We start from the raw sequence: 18,577 nt of genomic DNA, 5'->3' as shown, positions 1-18,577 counted from the left end.
TATGGGCGTCTTTTTATGTATATAAAATGTAAAAAAGAAGTGAAAAAGTCACAACTTTATAAATAGTGTAGGAATTATGTAGGTGGAATTTATGTAATAAAAAGTAAAAAACACCGAAAAAAGACGGTAAAACACATAATTTTCTGTGAAAAATTTGTAATATACCTGTAATAATAAGCGTTTATTTCTATTTTCAAAGAGCAATTTTGCCCTGTTTATGACAAAAATATATCTTTTTTAATAAACAGTAAACCTCTCTATCAAGGGATTCTGGGGATGAATTCCCAGAAAGAGATTCTTGGTTATACAGATTATGGGAAACTTTTAACTGTATTGTAACATAAACAGATAGTTTTTTATGGTATAACTATGTCTATGAGGAAAGGGGACTATTACTTTATGAAAATTTTTAAGCGTATGACTCTTGCAGCAGTCACAGGAATTTTCTTCATGACCGGCATCACAGAGACTCACGCCCAATCGAATGAAGAAGCGCTCCAGAGTACTGAAAATAAAATTAAAGAAACAGAAAAGGCTGTTCAACAAAAAGAGAAAGAGAAACAGTCTATCAATTCAGATGTTCAAAACATTCAATCACAATTAAATTCATTACATACAGTAATCTCTAGCAATAAAAAAGAGTTAGCATCGACTGAAAAGCAGATTTCAGAAGCGAACAAAATGATTGAGAAAAAGAAAAAAGAAATCGTTTTGCTTCAGGAAAAAGTGTTAAGTCGTAAAGATATTATTGAAAATCGATTAGTTGCTTTACAGCAAGACGATAAAACAAGCGTTGTTATTGATACATTAATGAATGCTGATAACTTTGGAGATTTTGTTGCACGTATGGGTGCTGTCACAACTTTATTGTCAGCAGATAATGATATTTTAAAGCAGCATCAAAATGATTTAGATCAAATTGAAAAAGATAAAAAAGAAATTGATAAGCAAGAAAAAGTATTAGAAGCAGCAAAAGGTAGCTTAGCGGCTAAACAAGCTGAATTAGATAAAAACGTTGCCAAACAAACAGCAACGTTAACAACTATGCAAGAAAAATACAGCACGGTCGTAAATGAAATCGATGCAGCTTCTTCAGAAAAAGCAAACCTTCAGTCTGAATTAACAGGCATTCAAGATAAGATTGCAAAAGAAAAAGAAGCAGCTCAAAAGCAAGCTGAGCAAGTGGCAAAACAGCAGGCAGCTGAAAAGGCTGAGGCTGATGCAGAAGCAAAGCGTCAAGCTGAACTGGCAACAGCTAAAAAAGAAGTAAAAACAGAGCCAAAACAAGAAGTAAAAACAGCTGCGGCTACAGAGAAGAAAGCATCCGTTTCTTCAGAAGCAAAAGAAACGAAAAAAGAAGAAAGCACACAAAAGCATTCTGGAAAAGAAATGTATGTAGAAGCAACAGCTTATACAGCTAATTGTGCAGGCTGTAGCGGAGTAACAGCCACTGGACAAAATGTAAGTTCAGGCACTCATAAAATTATTGCGGTAGATCCATCCGTTATTCCATTAGGTTCGAAAGTATATGTAGAAGGATACGGAGTGGTAACAGCAGGTGATACGGGCGGTGCGATTAAAGGATATCGAATTGACGTATTAGTACCTTCCGAGTCAGCTGCAAAAGCATTTGGACGTCGTACAGTGAAAATTACGGTGTTAAATTAAAGAAATAGACTGGAACAAAAATATTTTAGTTGCAGGAAAATCCGAACGATGAATCGTTCGGATTTTTTCATTGTTGTAGTGAACGTAGGTTTCATCTAGTTAGTTGCTTCTAGCTGTTGATTGGAGAGGAAGGTGAAGACTCCTGAGGGAAAAGAGGAAGTGATGAGACCCCACAGGAGTGTACGCGACGAGGATGCTCATCGGTCGCCCGCGGAAAGCGAAGCCTTGCATGGAAATCAACAGTGGTGTCACAAGTGATCTATACCAGCTCATTACTTCCATTTGTTCGTCTTCGCATTAGGTGGATGGAGTTATGTCTCAATCACTTTTTTGCATGTTTGGTGAGCAAGTTGCTAGCTAATCTATACTCTTTTCGTTACCATACAATAAAGTAAATGGAAGAAAAGGAGTGGGTAAAATGAAGATAGTCGATCCAGCGGTACAAAGTGCAAAAGACAATTATCATTTGTTAACAGGTGTCGTCATTCCCCGGCCGATTGCGTTTGTTACAAGTCAAAACGATGACGGTGTAGTGAATGCCGCGCCGTTTAGTTTCTTTAATGTAGTTGCGGCAGAGCCTCCGCTGATTGCTGTTTCGGTTTCGAGAAGTGAAGGTCAAATGACGAAAGATACGGCCAAAAATATTAGTGCATCTAAAGAATTTGTAGTTCATCTTGTAGACGAAAACTTAGTGGAACAGGTGAATCAAGCGGCATCTTCTTATCCTTCTTCCGTCAGTGAAGTCGAAGAAACAGGATTAACACTAGCACCGAGCAAAAAAGTGCAGGTTCCTGGAATTCAAGAAGCCAGCATTCGGATGGAATGTAAGCTTCACCAAATTGTTCCATTAGGAACGGATGAGGCATACAGCTCAGATTTGTTTATCGGTGAAGTTGTGATGTTTCATATTAGTGAAAAAGTGATAGAAAACGATCGCGTTTCTGCAGAACGTGTGAAGCCAGTCAGCCGACTTGCGGGTTCTAACTATAGTAAATTGGGGCAATTATTTTCCTTAGAACGTCCCAAATAAGCAAGAAAGTGTTACTTATGTAGCAAAAAAATAGTATACATTGGATTTTTTTAAATAAGCGATTGTGTTCTGTTTCAACAACGACAGTACATTCGCTTTTTTTCATGAACGAAAAAGTTAATAGAAACCATAATAACAAAATCAATTTAGAAAAAGGCAAAAATGTAAGGTTTTTGCCTTTTATATTTACCATTGAGGAAAAGGGTATTCATTCATATAATTTAGATTAAGTAAATTGTATACGCTTTCAATATACAGAATTATTTTTCAATAATTCTCTCGAGAAAGAATCATGAGCGTTTACAAAAAAACTTGCCACGCTAGGAGACGAGATTATAGGAGGGGTATTCATTGAAACGTTGGTTTAGTTTAATCAGTTTTGCACTCATTTTAACCCTAGTACTTGCAGGATGCGGAGGAAAGTCCGCTAATGAAACAAGTGGTAGCGGTGGAAAAGAAGTTGTTGCATGGGCTTGGAATATTAACGTACCGGTATTAAAGAAAGCAGCAGCAGAATACCAAAAAGAGAATCCAGGGTTTAAATTAAAAGTAGTGGATATGGGACGTGAAGACGTTTATTCAAAATTAACAACAGGATTGCAAGCTGGCGGAAAAGGCCTTCCTGATATTGTATTAGTAGAAGACGATCGTTTCCAAGGATACTTGGATGCATTTCCAAAAGCATTTTTAAACCTATCTAAAAAAGGATTTGATAAGCAAGAAGATAAGTTTCCAGAGTTTAAGAAAGCTCTTTTATCAAAGGATGGGGACATGTACGGCTTCCCGTTTGATGCAGGTCCAACAGGCGTTTTCTACCGCACAGATTACTTTGAAAAAGCAGGCGTAGATCCAAACAGTATCAAAACATGGGATGATTACATTGCGGCTGGTAAGAAAATTAAAGAAAAAGTTGGCGTTGATTTACTAGGTTTAGATTTTAATAATGACGATGGCTTATTCCGAATGGCGCTGACGCAGCAAGGTACGTTCTATTTTAATAACAAAGGAAAGTTGAATTTAACTTCTAAAGAAGCGAAAAAAGCAATGGAGTTAAATAAGAAGTTAAAAGAAGCAGGCATTGTTAAAAATACAGTGGGCTGGGATGCTTCAATCAGTGCTTTAGCAGAAGGTAAAGTAGCAAGTTCACCATCTGGTGCTTGGCTATCCGGTTCTATTACGCAGCAGGCTCCGGATTTAAAAGGAAAATGGGGAGTGTTTTTATTACCTTCGTTTGAAGAAGGAGTCAACCGTGCTTCTAACTTAGGCGGAAGCAACTATGTGATTTCAGCAACTAGTCAAAAAGCAGATGAAGCGTACAAATTTATGGAGTATTTCTCAACAACGGATAAAGTTCAAGAAGAAGCGATGAAGGGCGGATTATTCCCGTCATTAAATACCGTATATTCTTCAAAATTATTCACTGCACAAGATGAGTACTTTAACAATCAAACGATTTGGAAAACATTCGCAGGTGAAATGAAAGATATTAAGCCGGTTAACTTTACGGGCAATTACTCAGTTGCAAACAGTGAAGCAGTCAAAGCTGTGTCAGAAGTAACAAATGGTAAGGGCGTTACAGACTCGCTTGAAGCAGCTCAAAAACGCTTAGAAAACCGAATTCAAAAATAATCAAGAAGCATAGAAGGTGATTTCTAGAAAATTGCCTTCTATCTCTTCTTCTTGCGGTACTAGGAGGTCATCATGAAGACAAATAAATCGTTGCCTTACTTATTTATTGCTCCAGCACTTTTGCTGTTCGCGCTGTTTACAATCTACCCTATTTTTTCATCGTTTGTTTTAAGCTTTCAGAGTATGGAAGGCGGAAAGTATGTATTTACCGGGTTATCAAACTATACACGTTTGCTCGGAGATGATATTTTCTGGAAAGCGCTTGGAAATACGGGTATTATTTTAATCGTTCAAGTACCCGTTATGATTTTATTAGCGCTTGTACTAGCTAACGCTTTAAACAGTCAGCTTTTAAGACTAAAAGGTTTTTTCCGAGTTTCTTTTTTCTTGCCGGCGGTAACGTCACTAGTTGCCTACTCTATTTTGTTTTCAATCATTCTTCAAGATGAAGGAATTATGAATACTATTTTAGGATTTTTCGGTATTGATGCCATTCAGTGGCTGGGAGATCCATTTTGGGCTAAAGTCTCAATCATCGTTGCGATGACTTGGAGATGGACAGGTTATAACATGGTTATTTTTCTAGCAGCTCTTCAAAGTTTATCTCATGAAGTTTACGAAGCAGCTGATTTAGATGGAGCAAATCGTATTCAAAAGTTTTTCCACGTAACGGTTCCACAATTAAAACCCGTTATCTTGTTCGCTACTATTTTATCGACAATTGGCACGCTTCAATTGTTTGACGAACCTTTTAATTTAACAAAAGGCGGCCCTGCTGATTCAACGATGACGCTAGGCTTATATATTTATCAAAATGGCTTTAAATACTTTGATTTTGGATATGCTTCAGCCATTGCGTACGTTGTTGTATTATTAGTTGGTATTTTAACGTTCTTCCAATTTAAATTTACGGGTGATAAATCATGAGTGTATTAGAGAGAGTAGAAGCAACCGCAGTAGCTACCGTGCCTAAGGTTAAAAAGAAAAGTAACATTATGCGCAAAATAGGATTATACAGCATGCTTGGGCTGTTCACGATTATTTCTATTTTTCCTTTTTACTGGATGATTATCGGCGCTACGAATGAATCAGGAAAAATGTTTACAAACCCTCCAACGCTGAAGCCTGGCGATCAATTTATGACAAATCTACAAAATTTAAATGCTTCAATTGATTTAGGGCGCGTCTTTTTTAACTCAGTATTTGTTTCAGTCGTGTATGTGATTGTAGCTTTAATGGTCTGCTCCACAGCTGCATATGCGCTATCTAAATTTGAATTCAAAGGCCGAAACGCAATTTTCACTACGCTTTTATTGTCTATGATGATTCCATATCAAGCAACGCTCATTCCGCTTTTTCAGCTGATGTCGAATTTTAATTTGCTTGATACGTATTTTGCACTTATTGTTCCGCAGCTGTGCTTTCCGTTTGCTATCTTTTTATTACGTCAGAACTTTTTAGCTTTTCCAACAGAACTTATTGAAGCAGCTCGTTTGGACGGAGCTGGAGAGATGAGAATCTTTTTAACTATTGTGCTTCCTTCTATGAAGCCTGCTATGGCTGCAGCAGCTATTTTCTTATTTATGACACAGTGGAATAACTTTATGTGGCCTCTAGTTGCGACTACATCTAACGAAATGGCTACATTGCCAGTTGCTCTTTCAAGCTTAATTGGCTTATCGATTATTGATTACGGTCAAGTAATGATGGGGGTAACGATTGCAACCATTCCAATCATTGTATTCTTCCTGGCACTTCAGCGTCATTTTATTTCAGGAATGCTTGGAAGTGCAGTAAAATAAAAGCAGAAGCTCCTACTATAGGAGCTTTCTCAATGAACAGGGGGAGAGAAGATGGGAGAAATACCTGTAGGAGTTCAGCTTTATACGCTGCGTGAAGAAACGAAAAAAGATTTTAAAGAAACTCTTCAAAAAGTAGCTGCATTAGGATATCGAGGAGTAGAATTTGCAGGGTATGAAGGACATACAGCGCAAGAAGTAAAAGCATGGTTAACGGATTTACAGCTGAAGCCAGCTTCTAGTCATGTGCCGCTTGAACAATTAGAATCTAATTTAGCGCAAGTGATTCACTTTGAACAGCAAGTTGGCAATTCACATATTGTTTGTCCTTATTTAATGCCTGAACGTCAAACGGAAAAAGGGTATTACGAACTTATTGATTCTTTAAATGATATTGATACGTATTGTAAAAAAGAAGGCATGTCGTTTAGCTATCATCATCATGATTTTGAGCTGAAGAAATTGTCAACTGGAAAGTCAGCTCTTCAAACAATCTTAGAAGAAACTGAGGTAAACGTAGAGCTGGACATTTATTGGCTGACTAAAGCAGGCGAAGATCCAGTGGAATGGATGAAGCATTATCAAAATCGGACGCCTTTCATCCATTTAAAAGATATGACAACAGACGGCGAGCAATTTTTTGCTCCTCTTGGTACCGGAGGAGTAGATGTGAAGGCTGTAATGCAAGAAGGATATAGAGCAGGCGTAAAATGGTGGATCGTTGAACAAGATCAATGCAAAGAAAGTCCTCTTAGCAGTATTAAAAAAAGCTTAGCATATATCAAATAAAAAACGAACAGACAGCGTCTGTTCGTTTTTTTATTGATAAGCTGGAGTCCACTCAATTTCTCCGCACTTATTCGTATAATCAATATTTACCTCAAAGTTATGTTTTTCATAAAAATGAATCAATCTTTCGAGATGATCCCAATCGCGCTCAGCGATATCGCCTTTAATGACATGAACATTTTGATCAACCGCTACTTCTTTTAAATAATTCATACATACAGAGCCATATCCCTTATTAGCGGGCCCTTTAATGTCACCAATAAAAATCGTGTGATTATCTTCATATACGCCATCGATGGCAAAATCCCAAGCCCCTCTATAGGCTTTTGTACATTCATTTAGCATAATTTTACATGCGTTTCCGTCATTTTGTGCCGATACAATAACTAACTGATTATCTTCAGGCTGATCGACACCAATAACTTCATACTTTTTAGCAATTTCTTTTAAATTATCCTGCATGCGAAATAGCTGAAACTCTAAATCATCAAGTGTTTCTTTTAGTTCTTCTGCATTCTGGTTTTTTTCTGTAAGCTGAGTAAACATTTTATACTCCTTTCCGTCTGTTTTCGGTCTAAGTGCGCCTATGACAAAGAGGACACGGTGTATAAAGCGAAACTTTATTTAGCAAAGTATCTACCTTAGTAAAAATATAAAAAGGAAAGAACCTGATTTGATTGATTATTCATCAAAACGGCTGCTTTCCTTAACATTCACTTTTAAATTTTTCACAACGTGTATAAGGGTAACAAAGACTCATTAATTTTGTCAATAAGGTTGTAAGTCTATTTATAAAGAAGATAACAGGACATTTTGCTTATTGGGAAGAAAAAATAATGAGTGAAAAAAGAATCATTTTAAAGTAAAATCATTGGAGGAAAAGTATGGTTAAAAAGGAATTGATTTTCATTTAAAAAAACATACTTAAAATAAAAGTAAGAAAATATTTCATTTACTTACAAAATATTATAGGAAAATGGATGGAGTAATATGGGGTAAGTGTTAACTATATCGAACAAAGGGTGTATAAGATGGATAAATATCAAATTGCATTATTAGCTAATGTGCGTAAGCAGCTGCAAGAGTGGACCGATCAAAATGAAGAAATACCTCATGAAGAAGTGTACCGCTTTTTGCATTCAATTTCTGGAACGTCTGCAACCATTGGACTGAATTATTTAGGAGATCGTTCCCGCGAGTTAATGGAAGCTGTTGAAAAAAATCAGAAAAAAACCTGGAATTACGCGGAGTTGAATACATTTTTATTAGATATTATTAAAATTTGTTATCAAGATGAAATTCAATCCGTAGAAGATATAAATAAACCGATAGAAATTAGTGAACAAACAGCTAATGTTTTACTTGTGGATGATGATCTTTCAATGCTGATGTATTTAAAAGAACAGTTTGAAAAACAAGGGTGGTACGTATTAGCAACTGCCTCTAAAGAAAAAGCCATTACGGCTTTTTACGAATTAAAGCCGGATTGTTTTGTTGTTGATGTACATATGAAAGACTGTACAGGCTTTGACATTCTTTCATTTTTACGTGATAAAACAAAGCAACTGTTCGTCCCTATTGTCATGATGAGCGTTGATAATCAAAGAGAGACGCGTTTGAAGGCTTTTAAATTAGGGGCCGATGATTTTTTTGTTAAACCTCTCGATATGGAAGAAAGTCTACTTCGAATTGGTCACCATATTGAACGAAAGCAGATGTTTAACTCCTATTTAATGTTTGATGAATTAACAGGAGCCTATAACCGAACGTATTTAAAAGAAATCTACAGTCAGCAGCTATCCAGCTACGACCGCTTAAAAGATCCTTTTTGTTTAGCGATTTTAGATTTAGATTTCTTTAAGAGAATAAACGATCAATATGGACATCTTATGGGAGACCGTGTGCTGCAAGCATTTGTAGAGTATATGAAGCATGAAATTCGTCCAACAGATCACATTTTTAGATATGGAGGCGAAGAATTTATTCTTTTACTGCCAAAAACCAATATAAAAGAGGCAGAAACAGTATTAAATAGACTGTTGGATTTGTTTGTGAAAAAAGTGTTCACACATCAAGGCAATTCGTTTTATTGCAGCTTTTCCGGCGGAGTTGTAGAAGTTCATAACACTGAATGGCCGTTAGAAAAAGCTCTTCATCAAGCTGATGAGGCATTATATATAGCGAAGGAATCAGGACGTCAAAAAATTGTAGCTTCTTCTCAAAGCAAGCTGGTCAAAAAGCGAACGCTTCGTATGGCTATTATTGATGATGATTCTATCATTCGAACGATGCTGAAAGAGCTTTTAAGTAAGATCGATGTAGGAGATCGCTATGAAGTGAAAATAGAAGTGTTTAAAGATGGCATCGAATTTTTTGAGTCCCAATGGATTCATTCTAGCGATCAGTACTTTGTTATTTTAGACGGAATGATGCCTAAGATGGATGGCTTAGAAGTGCTGCAAAAATTAAGACAGCATAAACGTCACGATCAGTACACGGTTATTATGCTTACATCAAGAAACAGCGAACAAGATATTCAAAGAGCATTAGAACTTGGGGCAGACGATTACATGACAAAGCCATTTAAGTTAATGGAGCTTGAAGCGCGCGTGCGTTATTTAATGAAGAAGGTGAAATAAATGGCGATGTCAATTCAAGTGGTATATGTCTTATTTGGCGGATTGCTATTACTTTTAGTCTGTTTTCTGAGTTATTTACTTATTCAAAAAGCGCGTTTAAACGCTTTTCGAGCAAAAGTAGAATCCTATAAAGATAGTATGAAAGAATCTCTTTTTATTTATTTATACAGAAAAGATGAAGAACATCGGGTAGAGCCTAAAAATAAAATAGAGCTGGCGGGCGTAGAGGAACTATTGAGCAGTTTTTCTGCAGCTGTGCAAGGCGATGAAATTCTAAATAACATCACGCTCTATGCGGAGAAGGTTTTTACACCCAAATATAAAAAAGAGCTGCATCATTCTAGATGGAGTGTCAGAATGAATGCCCTTTATGCTATCGAAGACTTTGGTCTAACTACGCTAACACACCAATTAGTAGAAATGTATGAGAAAAAAAATAGTACAGCGGCTGAACAAAATCAAATTTTAAAAATTTTAGTTAAGCTGAACCGCCCTGAGTTTGTTGTGTACATGACGAACGCTTCTAGACCGCTGTCTGAATTTATGTACCGCTCTTTGTTTGGAACTATGAACAGTGAGCAGTTTCAGCAATTTATTAATAAATTTGAACATCTACAAGAAGAAATTCAGCTGCCTCTTATCGATATGATAGGTATCAATCATAAGTTAGAGTATATAGATTTCTTAAAAATGCACATAAAAAGTTCATCAGAAGAACTGCGAATTCGTTCGTTGAAATCACTTAATGCTTTATCTTTTCCATTAAGAATAGAGGAGCTCACGAAACATCTTCAGTCAGGTATTTGGCAAGAAAGAATGATGGCTACAAAACTAATAGGCAAAACGAGAGATGAGAAGGGATTGTCACTTCTTGAGCAGTCGCTAAAAGATTCTCATTTTCTTGTGCGTTCGAATGCTGCTCAGTCAATGATGAAAATCCCAACAGGTAAAGAATATTTAGTTCATGTATACAAAACGACCGATGACAAGTTTTCGAAAGATATGGCAGCAGAATGGCTTGAAAAAGGAGGAGTTACGGTTGTGGAATAGTGTTTGGCATCTTTTATTGTCTATTTGCGGATGGGCTGTATTTGCTTATATGATTTTTGTGCTTTGTTTTTATTTTATGATGTTTATCATCTCTGCTTTTCAACTGCGAAAGCAATATCAATTAAATGATGAAGAACCTTATGAAGATTTGCTTGCGGTTAGCTATACAACACCATTATCTATATTAGTTCCCGCTTATAACGAATCTGTCGGGATTATTGGAAGCGTGCGTTCGCTGCTTGGAATTGAATATCCGGAATATGAAGTAATTGTAGTAAACGACGGATCTTCAGATGATACGTTAGAAAAGCTAATCGAGGAGTTTTCTCTTGTGAAAATGAATCGAGTTGTGAGAAAGCAAGTAGAGACGAAAGAAGTAAAAGCTGTATATCGTTCTAAATTATACGATTATTTATATGTAGTCGATAAACAAAATGGGGGAAAGTCAGATGCATTAAATGCAGGAATTAATTTATCCAACTATCCTTATTTTTGTTCGATCGATGGCGATTCAGTGTTAGAAAGAGATGCTTTTTTAAAAGTTATGAAGCCAATTATTGATTCAGACGGAGAAGTAATTGCTTCAGGGGGAAGTATTCGAATTGCAAACGGATGTAAAATCGAAAACGGTGCGGTCGTATCGATTGGACTTGATACGCAGCCGCTTGTTGTGATGCAGATTATTGAATATTTACGTGCCTTTCTTATGGGGCGCATTGGTCTCAGTCGCCATAATTTATTACTTATTGTGTCAGGAGCATTTGGCGTATTTTCTAAACGCTGGGTGATTGAGGCTGGGGGTTATTCTCATACAGTCGGCGAAGACATGGAACTTGTTGTTCGCCTGCACCGACTGATTAAACAGAAAAAAACCAACAATCAAATTGTTTATATTCCAGATCCCGTATGCTGGACAGAGGCACCCGATGAAATCAAATATTTGCGAAGACAGCGGAACCGCTGGCACCGCGGTTTATTTGATAGTCTTTGGAAGCATAAAGAGATGCTGTTTAATCCGAGATACGGAAGTATCGGAATGATTTCTATGCCTTATTTTGTGTTTATTGAACTAATCGGTCCGGTCATGGAAATGTTAGGCTATTTGTTTATTGTTATTTCTCTAGTTGTAGGCGGGATTTATGTAGAATTTGCTTATTTGCTTTTTCTCTTGATGGTTGTATATGGTTCTCTTTATTCGATGGCGGCCGTTTTGCTAGAAGAGTGGAGCCTTCGCAAATATCCAAGAGTATCCGATATTGCTAAGCTATTTGTCTTTTCCCTGACTGAATCCTTTTGGTATCGCCCTCTAACTGTTATATGGCGCTGTCATGGATTGTTGGATGTTATTCGCAATAAAAAAGGCTGGGGAGACATGCAGCGAAAAGGAGTTTCACAATGAAAAAATGGTTGTTAATTGGCGGCATTATTTTGGTTATGGCAGTAACGGCTTCTCCATTTCTTATTTGGCAGCTAAAGAAACCAACTGATTTGGATATGCTTGTCATTGATAAAACAGTACCGGATCAAACGTTTCGAGAGCATCAAGGTTTAATGTGGATGCTGAATCAAGCGAAAGTACGCAAAGACGGGAAGCCTTATAAAATCTCAAAAGATTATGCAGGGTTTTACCCAAAAGGAGATAAAACATACAGCATTAAATCTCTGCCAAAAACAAACTCTGCAGATATGATTTATATCACGGACACGTATGGCGTATACAAAGAAGATTTAGACGTAAAAGCTAAAAGAGGAGATCGCTCTCAATTGGTGTATGGTGGCATGACTTCTGAAGACGTGAGCTACGTTAAGAAAGCGCTGAATGGACGTACAAAAACGCTGATTGGAGAGTTTAATACATTTGGGAGCCCTACTTCTTTAGACGTTCGCAAAGAACTGTATGAATTGTACAATGTTACGTGGTCCGGCTGGATTGGACGCTATTTTGAGGAATTCGGCAGTGAAGAAGTTCCTGCTTGGGTGAAAAGTGCTTACAAAAAGCAGTACAACAAAGAGTGGAGCCTTACAGGAAAAGGCTTATTATTCGTTAATGAATCCAATAAGCTCGTTATTATAACGGAAAAAGAATTAAAAGAAAATCCAGTATGGTTTCAATACACAAAACAAGGAAAGAAAACATTGAATTTACAGGATGAATCTGCTTATCAATATTGGTTTGACGTAATTGCACCGCAGCAAAAAAGTGATGTGCGGGCTCAGTTTGTCTTTCACTTGGATTCTGAAGGGAAAAACAAGCTAAAGGAAAATGGTATTCCTTTGTCCATACCAGCAGTCGTTCATCATAATAAAGAGCGATATGATACCTATTACTTTGCAGGAGATTTTGCAGATCAAGGAGAAGTACCTTCCATTTATCAAACCTCTTTTTACCCGCTGTGGAAGAAATGGACAGAGAAAATCGGAAAAGAAGATGAGTCTTCTTTTTACTGGACTGTTTACCTGCCTCTTATGAATAAGATCATAGATCAACAGCAAAATGAATCGCAGCCTGCTTCTGTTACTTTTAATAAAAATATGGAAATCTATGAAGATGCTGACCTTAAAGTAGCAGGGAAAGTAGGAAAAGATTATTTGCAAATTTATCAAAACGGCAAGTGGCAAGATGTGCTGATTAAAGGAGTAAATATGGGCATTAGTAAGCCAGGCCATTTCCCTGGTGAGACTGCTATTTCGAAAGAAGAATATTTGCGCTGGTTTAAAGAAATTGGAAAGATGAATGCAAACTCAATCCGCGTATACACCATTCATCCTCCCGCCTTTTATGAAGCGCTTGCTGAGTATAACCAAAAAGCCAAAGAACCCATTTATCTTTTTCATGGGGTATGGGTGAATGAAGAAGTTTTCTATGATTCACAAGATGCTTTTGCAAAGGAAAATACAAAAGAATTTGAAGCTGAAATGAAAAGGATTGTAAACGTTATTCACGGAAATGCAACACTGCCAAAACGGACAGGACATGCAAGCGGAACGTATACAGCAGACGTGTCTCCTTATGTTTTAGGCTGGATTATAGGAGTTGAATGGGATCCCACGGTAGCCCTTTCGACAAATGAAAAACATAAAGGAATGAAAGATTTTAAAGGGCAGTACATCTATACCGAAAAAGGCAATCCCTTTGAAATATGGCTTGCTCAGCTTATGGAAAAAACAATTTCCTATGAGCAGGATAAATATGATTGGCAGCGGCCTATGAGCTTTACGAACTGGGTGACGACGGATTTGCTTACTCATCCATATGAGCCTTCTGAAGACGAAGATAAAGTGTCTGTTAATCCTAATTTAATTCACACAACTAAAAAATTTGAGCCGGGCTTATTTGCCTCTTATCATATTTATCCGTACTATCCTGATTTCTTAAACTATGAACCTCATTATCTCGCTTATCGAGATCATCGAGGAGAGAAAAATAACTACGCAGGCTATTTGCAAAATATGAAAGAAGTTCATCATATGCCCGTTCTTGTTGCTGAATTTGGCATTCCGGCTTCGCGAGGACTCACCCATAGAAACGTATACGGGTGGGATCAAGGCTTTCATACGGAACAAGAACAAGGAAAGATTCTGTCACGCTTATACGAAGACATTGTTGAAGAAAAAATGGCTGGCGGTATGGTCTTTACATGGCAAGATGAATGGTTTAAGCGAACGTGGAATACGATGGAGTACGACAATCCGAACCGCAGGCCATTTTGGACGAATTTGCAAACGGGAGAGCAGCATTTTGGATTGCTGAGTTTTGATCCAGGAACGAAGCTGAAAGTCAAAGTAGACGGTAAATCAGATGATTGGAAAAAGCTGAACAGCAAGTCGGTATATAAGCCGTCTAAGAAGTTAAAAGCATTGAACATTACAAGTGATGAAGGTTATCTATATCTACACGTGAGTGCAAAAGAACTGGAAAATCAAAAGCTTTATTTCTTGTTTAACACGATTAACAATCAGGGACAGTCAAAGATTCCTCAAATCCCTTCCATAAAAACAAAAGAAATTGATTTTGTAGCAGAATTAAACGGAAAAGAAGACAGTCATTTATGGATAGACAGCTATTACGATACGTATTATTTTTCATATGCTCATCAGCTCCAAATGATTCCCGCGGTAAAAGGAACCGATACAAAAGACAACGGCATGTTTAATCCAATCAGGCTCGCCCTTAACAAAGAGTTAGCGATTGGAGAGGGGAAAAACAAGAGAACCATTCCTTTTGACGCCTATGAAACAGGGAAGCTCCAAGAAGGAAACAGCGATCCTAACTCTTCTTCATTTGATTCGCTAGCAGATTTTAAAGTGAATGAATCAAATGGAATTGCTGAACTTCGCATTCCCTGGGCGCTTTTAAATGTAAAAGACCCGAGTCAAAAAGAAATAATGGGAGATATTTGGTCCAAAAAAGGATTAGAATCCAGCGAGAAAATAAAAGGAATTCAAGTAGGAGTCGTAGCTGTTAATAAGAAGAGCAATGACGTGGAAGATACGTTTCCGACTCAGAAAAAAGGAAAACTTTTATTAAAAGATTTTTACTTATACAAGTGGAAAAATTGGGAGTATCCAACTTTTCACGAACGAATAAAGCCGTCCTACTTCATATTGCAAAAAACGTATGGACGACTACAAGCGGAGGAATAACAATGGCAAAAATTTTATTAGCGGAAGATGAAGAAGTGCTTCGTATGTTAGTGGTAGATACGCTTGAAGATGAAGGACATGATGTGACGGAAGCAGAAAATGGCGAAGAAGCTTTGGAATTTATTAAAGAACGTGATTTTGACTTAATTATTTTGGATTATATGATGCCCGTGTTCACCGGGCTTGAAGTCATTCAGCAGCTGAAAGAAATGAAAGATAAGCGCCATACAAAAGTATTGATGCTTTCAGCTAAGAGTCAAGCTGCTGATCAAAGCCGAGTGTTAGAAGCAGGGGCTGCGTATTTTATGTCTAAGCCGTTTAGTCCCCTATTACTAGCTGAACGTGTCGAGGAAATTTTAGATGAACAATAAACTAAAACGAAAAAGTATCTCAACCCAGTTCATCCTCTTAGTAAGTATCCTTTTACTTGCTTTTGCGGCGGGTTCAACTGTACTTGTTGTACGGCAAAAAGAAATTACAGCTGATTATGCCCAGTACAGGGCACAAGTACGGGAAAAGGCACAGCTGCTATCTACAATTGATAAATCAATGAACAAGGCTTTTTTGCAGGCTCGTGGGTTTATTGCGTTTGATTCAGAGAATATGTATAACGAGGCTGCAAGTCAGCAAAAAATTATCGAAGAAAATCTTGACCGACTTTCAGGTCTAGCCGCAGATAGACGTGAGCGTACGTTTGTAAATGAAGCGACGGTGATGCTAAACACGTATTTTAATCAAACGCTTCCTTATTTTAAAGATATTTACGACAAAAAAGGTATTGAAGGAGTCCGCTCTAGTCCTGAGCGGAAGGCTGCTTCTAAATCAATAGAACAAATGCAAAAAGAACTTGATGACTACCAAAATGAATTAACTAAAGACTTAAATACACAGTACGATGATACGTCGAGTGACATGCAGAAAAGTCAAACATTCTTTATTTTATTTTTAGCGTTTACAGTGGTCATTTTATTGTTGCTTACACGGGTACTGCTAAATAAGTTTGTAAAGCCACTGAGTCAGCTAGCATATACGGCAAGCGAAATTGCTGCCGGAAAAGAAATGCCTATGACATTTGATGAACATAGAAGAGATGAAATTGGTATGCTATCGCAAGCCTTTTACAAAATGGTATCGACTTTGCAAAATAATGAACAGGAGTTAACGGCTCAAAATGAGGAGCTGATTGCACAGCAAGATGAATTGCACAGTCAGCAAGATGAACTTCAGCACGCATTAGAATTGACCAAGGAACGAGAAGGGGAGTTAGAATTGCGCAATTTATTTGTGCATGGACTAACAAATTCTCTTCACAAGCAAGAGGTTCTCACGAGTGCTGTCACAAACATGAGCCGGGTGATGAAAGCTGATCACGGGTTTATTATGCTAGCTGATGAAAAGACACATGCTTCATTTGGTCTATCTTCATCAAGTGTTCAACAGATGGTGGCAAATCTTCATAATAATTACGTTGATCATGTGCAAAAGACGAAAAAATGTATGGTAGTAAAAAGAGAGTGTATAGAACATGAGCGCCTATATCATCAGCAAACGTTTTATTTGTATGATGTTATCGTACCGGTGCTGTCTTCACAGGGAGATATGCTAGCCTATATGTTTTACAGCCGCTACGCGGATGAATACACAGAACATGAATTACAGACATTTGAAATACTGGCCAAACAAATTACGATTGCTCTTGAAAAAATTTATATTTACGAAGAGTCTGAGCATGACCGATTGTTATCTCAAGATATTTTAAATTCGATTCAAGAAGGCATGCAGCTTGTAGATACAAGCGGTACGATTCTACAAGTGAATACGAAGATTAGCGAATTGTTTCAATATGAGCATCAAAGCGGGCTTCTTCAGCTCTCTCGCGATCAATGGCTAGATGCTCTTTCTCAAAAAGTCGAAAATATACAGCAGCTGAGACAATACGTTGAAGCCATTTGTAAGGGAGAGCAAGTAGAAAAGTCTTTTGTTTATTACCTGCACACGGAAGGTAAGCGAACAGTTATAAAAGTTTATAGCGAATACGTATATCGAAACCGTCAGATGTTTGGCGTATTGTTCGTTCATCGTGATATTACAAAAGAATTTGAAGTTGATCAGATGAAGTCGGAATTTGTAAGCACTGTGAGTCACGAGCTGCGCACACCTTTAGCAAGTGTGTTAGGGTTCACTGAGCTTATGCTAAACAAGACATTAAAAGAAGAAAGACAGAAGAAGTATTTAACTACTATTTATCAGGAAGCACAGCGGTTAACGTCTTTAATCAACGATTTTCTGGACGTCCAAAGAATGGAAGCGGGAAAACAAACCTATGATAAAAAGTATCAAGACATTCTGCCGCTTATTAAGCAGGTGATTGAGGTCCAGAAAATACAAACAAGTAAGCATGAATTTGATATGATTTCCGATCAAGAGCATTTGACAGTAATGGGAGATAAAGATAAGCTTCTGCAATTGTTTAATAATGTAATTAGCAATGCAGTGAAATATTCGCCCGATGGAGGGAACGTTACAGTTAAAGTGTATCAACAGGAACACGCTGTTTATATTGATATTCAAGATGAAGGAATTGGTATACCAAGTGAAGCGCTAGGTCAATTGTTTACCAAATTCTACAGAGTAGATAACTCCGATATGCGCAAAATTGGCGGAACAGGTCTAGGGTTAGCAATTGTAAAAGAAATTGTAAAAGCTCATGGTGGAGACATTACTGTACAATCGGAATGGAAAAAAGGAACAACATTCACGGTTGTTCTCCCGCTTCTATATGAAGTTCAGTACGATGAAGAAATGATGATAAGTACGAATGATAACCGTAAAAGCGTAGTGATTGTAGAAGATGATAAAAGTTTAGCGACGCTTTTACAGGTAGAATTAAAAGAAAGCGGTTTTCACGTTCGGTATTTTAACAACGGAGAAGATGCATTAAACTCTATTCATCAGCAAAAGCCTGAAGTGGTTGTTCTAGATATTATGCTAGGAGAAAATAAGTTAGACGGCTGGGATGTTTTAAGACAGCTCAAAGAAAATACAGAGACAGAAAAAATTCCTATTTTAATCTCATCTGCTTTAGACGAAAGAAGCAAAGGGTTAGAGCTTGGAGTGTGTGAGTTTCTGATTAAACCCTATCAGCCTAGTAAATTATCCAAAACGATTCTCCAGCTGCTTTTGAAAAAACAAGAGCATGAAGGAGAAATTATGATTCCATCAGATAAAGAAGAGTAGAAATTTGGTGAGGCTTCGTTATATTTACGGAGTCTCATTAAACGAAAAGAAAATTAGTAAAGTAAGATAAAAAAATATTGAAAACGCTATCA

Annotated in this window: 13 protein-coding genes; 12 read left to right on the top strand and 1 reads right to left on the bottom strand. The window is 37.3% G+C overall.

The features are described 5' to 3' along the window. Positions 1-399 precede the first annotated feature (399 nt). The 6 genes from LAV82_RS10255 (at position 400) to LAV82_RS10230 (ending at position 6,915) form a co-directional block, all read left to right on the top strand. The gene (locus tag LAV82_RS10255; RefSeq protein ID WP_499716035.1) at positions 400-1,668 is read left to right on the top strand and encodes a PcsB-like coiled-coil domain-containing protein; all 1,269 of its coding nucleotides are present in this window, start codon (positions 400-402) and stop codon (positions 1,666-1,668) included. A 418-nt stretch (positions 1,669-2,086) separates the two neighbouring features. Beyond that, positions 2,087-2,698, top strand: a complete 612-nt coding sequence (locus LAV82_RS10250; protein WP_025749707.1) for a flavin reductase family protein — start codon at positions 2,087-2,089, stop codon at positions 2,696-2,698. A gap of 351 nt (positions 2,699-3,049) precedes the next feature. Further along, positions 3,050-4,327, top strand: a complete 1,278-nt coding sequence (locus LAV82_RS10245) for an ABC transporter substrate-binding protein (protein WP_499716034.1) — start codon at positions 3,050-3,052, stop codon at positions 4,325-4,327. A gap of 72 nt (positions 4,328-4,399) precedes the next feature. Continuing rightward, positions 4,400-5,254, top strand: coding sequence for a carbohydrate ABC transporter permease (locus tag LAV82_RS10240; RefSeq protein WP_013055639.1), 855 nt, complete (start codon positions 4,400-4,402; stop codon positions 5,252-5,254). A 68-nt stretch (positions 5,255-5,322) separates the two neighbouring features. Then, the gene (locus tag LAV82_RS10235) at positions 5,323-6,129 is read left to right on the top strand and encodes a carbohydrate ABC transporter permease (RefSeq protein ID WP_013055640.1); all 807 of its coding nucleotides are present in this window, start codon (positions 5,323-5,325) and stop codon (positions 6,127-6,129) included. Positions 6,130-6,180: 51 nt separating this feature from the next. Beyond that, complete coding sequence (locus LAV82_RS10230) at positions 6,181-6,915, top strand: sugar phosphate isomerase/epimerase family protein (protein ID WP_211078425.1); 735 nt, start codon at positions 6,181-6,183, stop codon at positions 6,913-6,915. Between the two features lie 30 nt (positions 6,916-6,945). Here the strand turns inward: LAV82_RS10230 and LAV82_RS10225 are convergent, their stop codons facing one another. Further along, on the bottom strand, positions 6,946-7,461 hold the full coding sequence (locus LAV82_RS10225; protein ID WP_013055642.1) for a GNAT family protein: 516 nt from the start codon (positions 7,459-7,461) through the stop codon (positions 6,946-6,948). A 485-nt stretch (positions 7,462-7,946) separates the two neighbouring features. Here LAV82_RS10225 and LAV82_RS10220 point away from each other — a divergent pair, with 485 nt between their 5' ends. The 6 genes from LAV82_RS10220 to LAV82_RS10195 are packed head-to-tail and all read left to right on the top strand — an operon-like array spanning position 7,947 to position 18,485. Further along, positions 7,947-9,554: a GGDEF domain-containing response regulator gene (locus LAV82_RS10220; RefSeq protein ID WP_499716033.1), complete on the top strand. Its 1,608-nt coding sequence runs from the start codon at positions 7,947-7,949 to the stop codon at positions 9,552-9,554. Continuing rightward, entirely contained in the window at positions 9,555-10,604 is a 1,050-nt protein-coding gene (locus LAV82_RS10215; protein WP_499716032.1) for a HEAT repeat domain-containing protein, read from the top strand. Beyond that, positions 10,594-12,003, top strand: coding sequence for a glycosyltransferase family 2 protein (locus LAV82_RS10210; RefSeq protein WP_013055645.1), 1,410 nt, complete (start codon positions 10,594-10,596; stop codon positions 12,001-12,003). Before LAV82_RS10215 ends, LAV82_RS10210 begins: the two co-directional genes overlap by 11 nt. Beyond that, the gene (locus tag LAV82_RS10205) at positions 12,000-15,248 is read left to right on the top strand and encodes a hypothetical protein (protein ID WP_499716031.1); all 3,249 of its coding nucleotides are present in this window, start codon (positions 12,000-12,002) and stop codon (positions 15,246-15,248) included. The genes LAV82_RS10210 and LAV82_RS10205 overlap by 4 nt, the downstream gene beginning before the upstream one ends. A 2-nt stretch (positions 15,249-15,250) precedes the next feature. Then, positions 15,251-15,619 carry a response regulator transcription factor gene (locus LAV82_RS10200; RefSeq protein WP_013055647.1) on the top strand — a complete coding sequence of 123 codons (369 nt, stop codon included), beginning with the start codon at positions 15,251-15,253 and terminating at the stop codon, positions 15,617-15,619. Beyond that, complete coding sequence (locus LAV82_RS10195; RefSeq protein WP_499716030.1) at positions 15,609-18,485, top strand: ATP-binding protein; 2,877 nt, start codon at positions 15,609-15,611, stop codon at positions 18,483-18,485. The genes LAV82_RS10200 and LAV82_RS10195 overlap by 11 nt, the downstream gene beginning before the upstream one ends. Positions 18,486-18,577: the final 92 nt, after the last annotated feature.

The sequence above is a fragment of the Bacillus sp. ILBB4 genome (genome assembly GCF_035064545.1).
In the GTDB taxonomy this organism is placed as follows: domain Bacteria; phylum Bacillota; class Bacilli; order Bacillales; family Bacillaceae_H; genus Priestia.
Note: the sequence above shows the minus strand (reverse complement) of the source record. Positions and strands in the feature narration are given on the sequence as shown.

What these genes read in the sequence shown, in the direction of transcription:
- LAV82_RS10215 (WP_499716032.1), top strand. Translation starts at nt 9,555, where the DNA reads ATGGCGATGTCAATTCAAGTGGTATATGTCTTATTTGGCGGATTGCTA.
- LAV82_RS10255 (WP_499716035.1), top strand. Translation starts at nt 400, where the DNA reads ATGAAAATTTTTAAGCGTATGACTCTTGCAGCAGTCACAGGAATTTTC.
- LAV82_RS10225 (WP_013055642.1), bottom strand. Translation starts at nt 7,461, where the DNA reads ATGTTTACTCAGCTTACAGAAAAAAACCAGAATGCAGAAGAACTAAAA.
- LAV82_RS10220 (WP_499716033.1), top strand. Translation starts at nt 7,947, where the DNA reads ATGGATAAATATCAAATTGCATTATTAGCTAATGTGCGTAAGCAGCTG.
- LAV82_RS10235 (WP_013055640.1), top strand. Translation starts at nt 5,323, where the DNA reads ATGCGCAAAATAGGATTATACAGCATGCTTGGGCTGTTCACGATTATT.
- LAV82_RS10250 (WP_025749707.1), top strand. Translation starts at nt 2,087, where the DNA reads ATGAAGATAGTCGATCCAGCGGTACAAAGTGCAAAAGACAATTATCAT.
- LAV82_RS10230 (WP_211078425.1), top strand. Translation starts at nt 6,181, where the DNA reads ATGGGAGAAATACCTGTAGGAGTTCAGCTTTATACGCTGCGTGAAGAA.
- LAV82_RS10195 (WP_499716030.1), top strand. Translation starts at nt 15,609, where the DNA reads ATGAACAATAAACTAAAACGAAAAAGTATCTCAACCCAGTTCATCCTC.
- LAV82_RS10200 (WP_013055647.1), top strand. Translation starts at nt 15,251, where the DNA reads ATGGCAAAAATTTTATTAGCGGAAGATGAAGAAGTGCTTCGTATGTTA.
- LAV82_RS10205 (WP_499716031.1), top strand. Translation starts at nt 12,000, where the DNA reads ATGAAAAAATGGTTGTTAATTGGCGGCATTATTTTGGTTATGGCAGTA.
- LAV82_RS10240 (WP_013055639.1), top strand. Translation starts at nt 4,400, where the DNA reads ATGAAGACAAATAAATCGTTGCCTTACTTATTTATTGCTCCAGCACTT.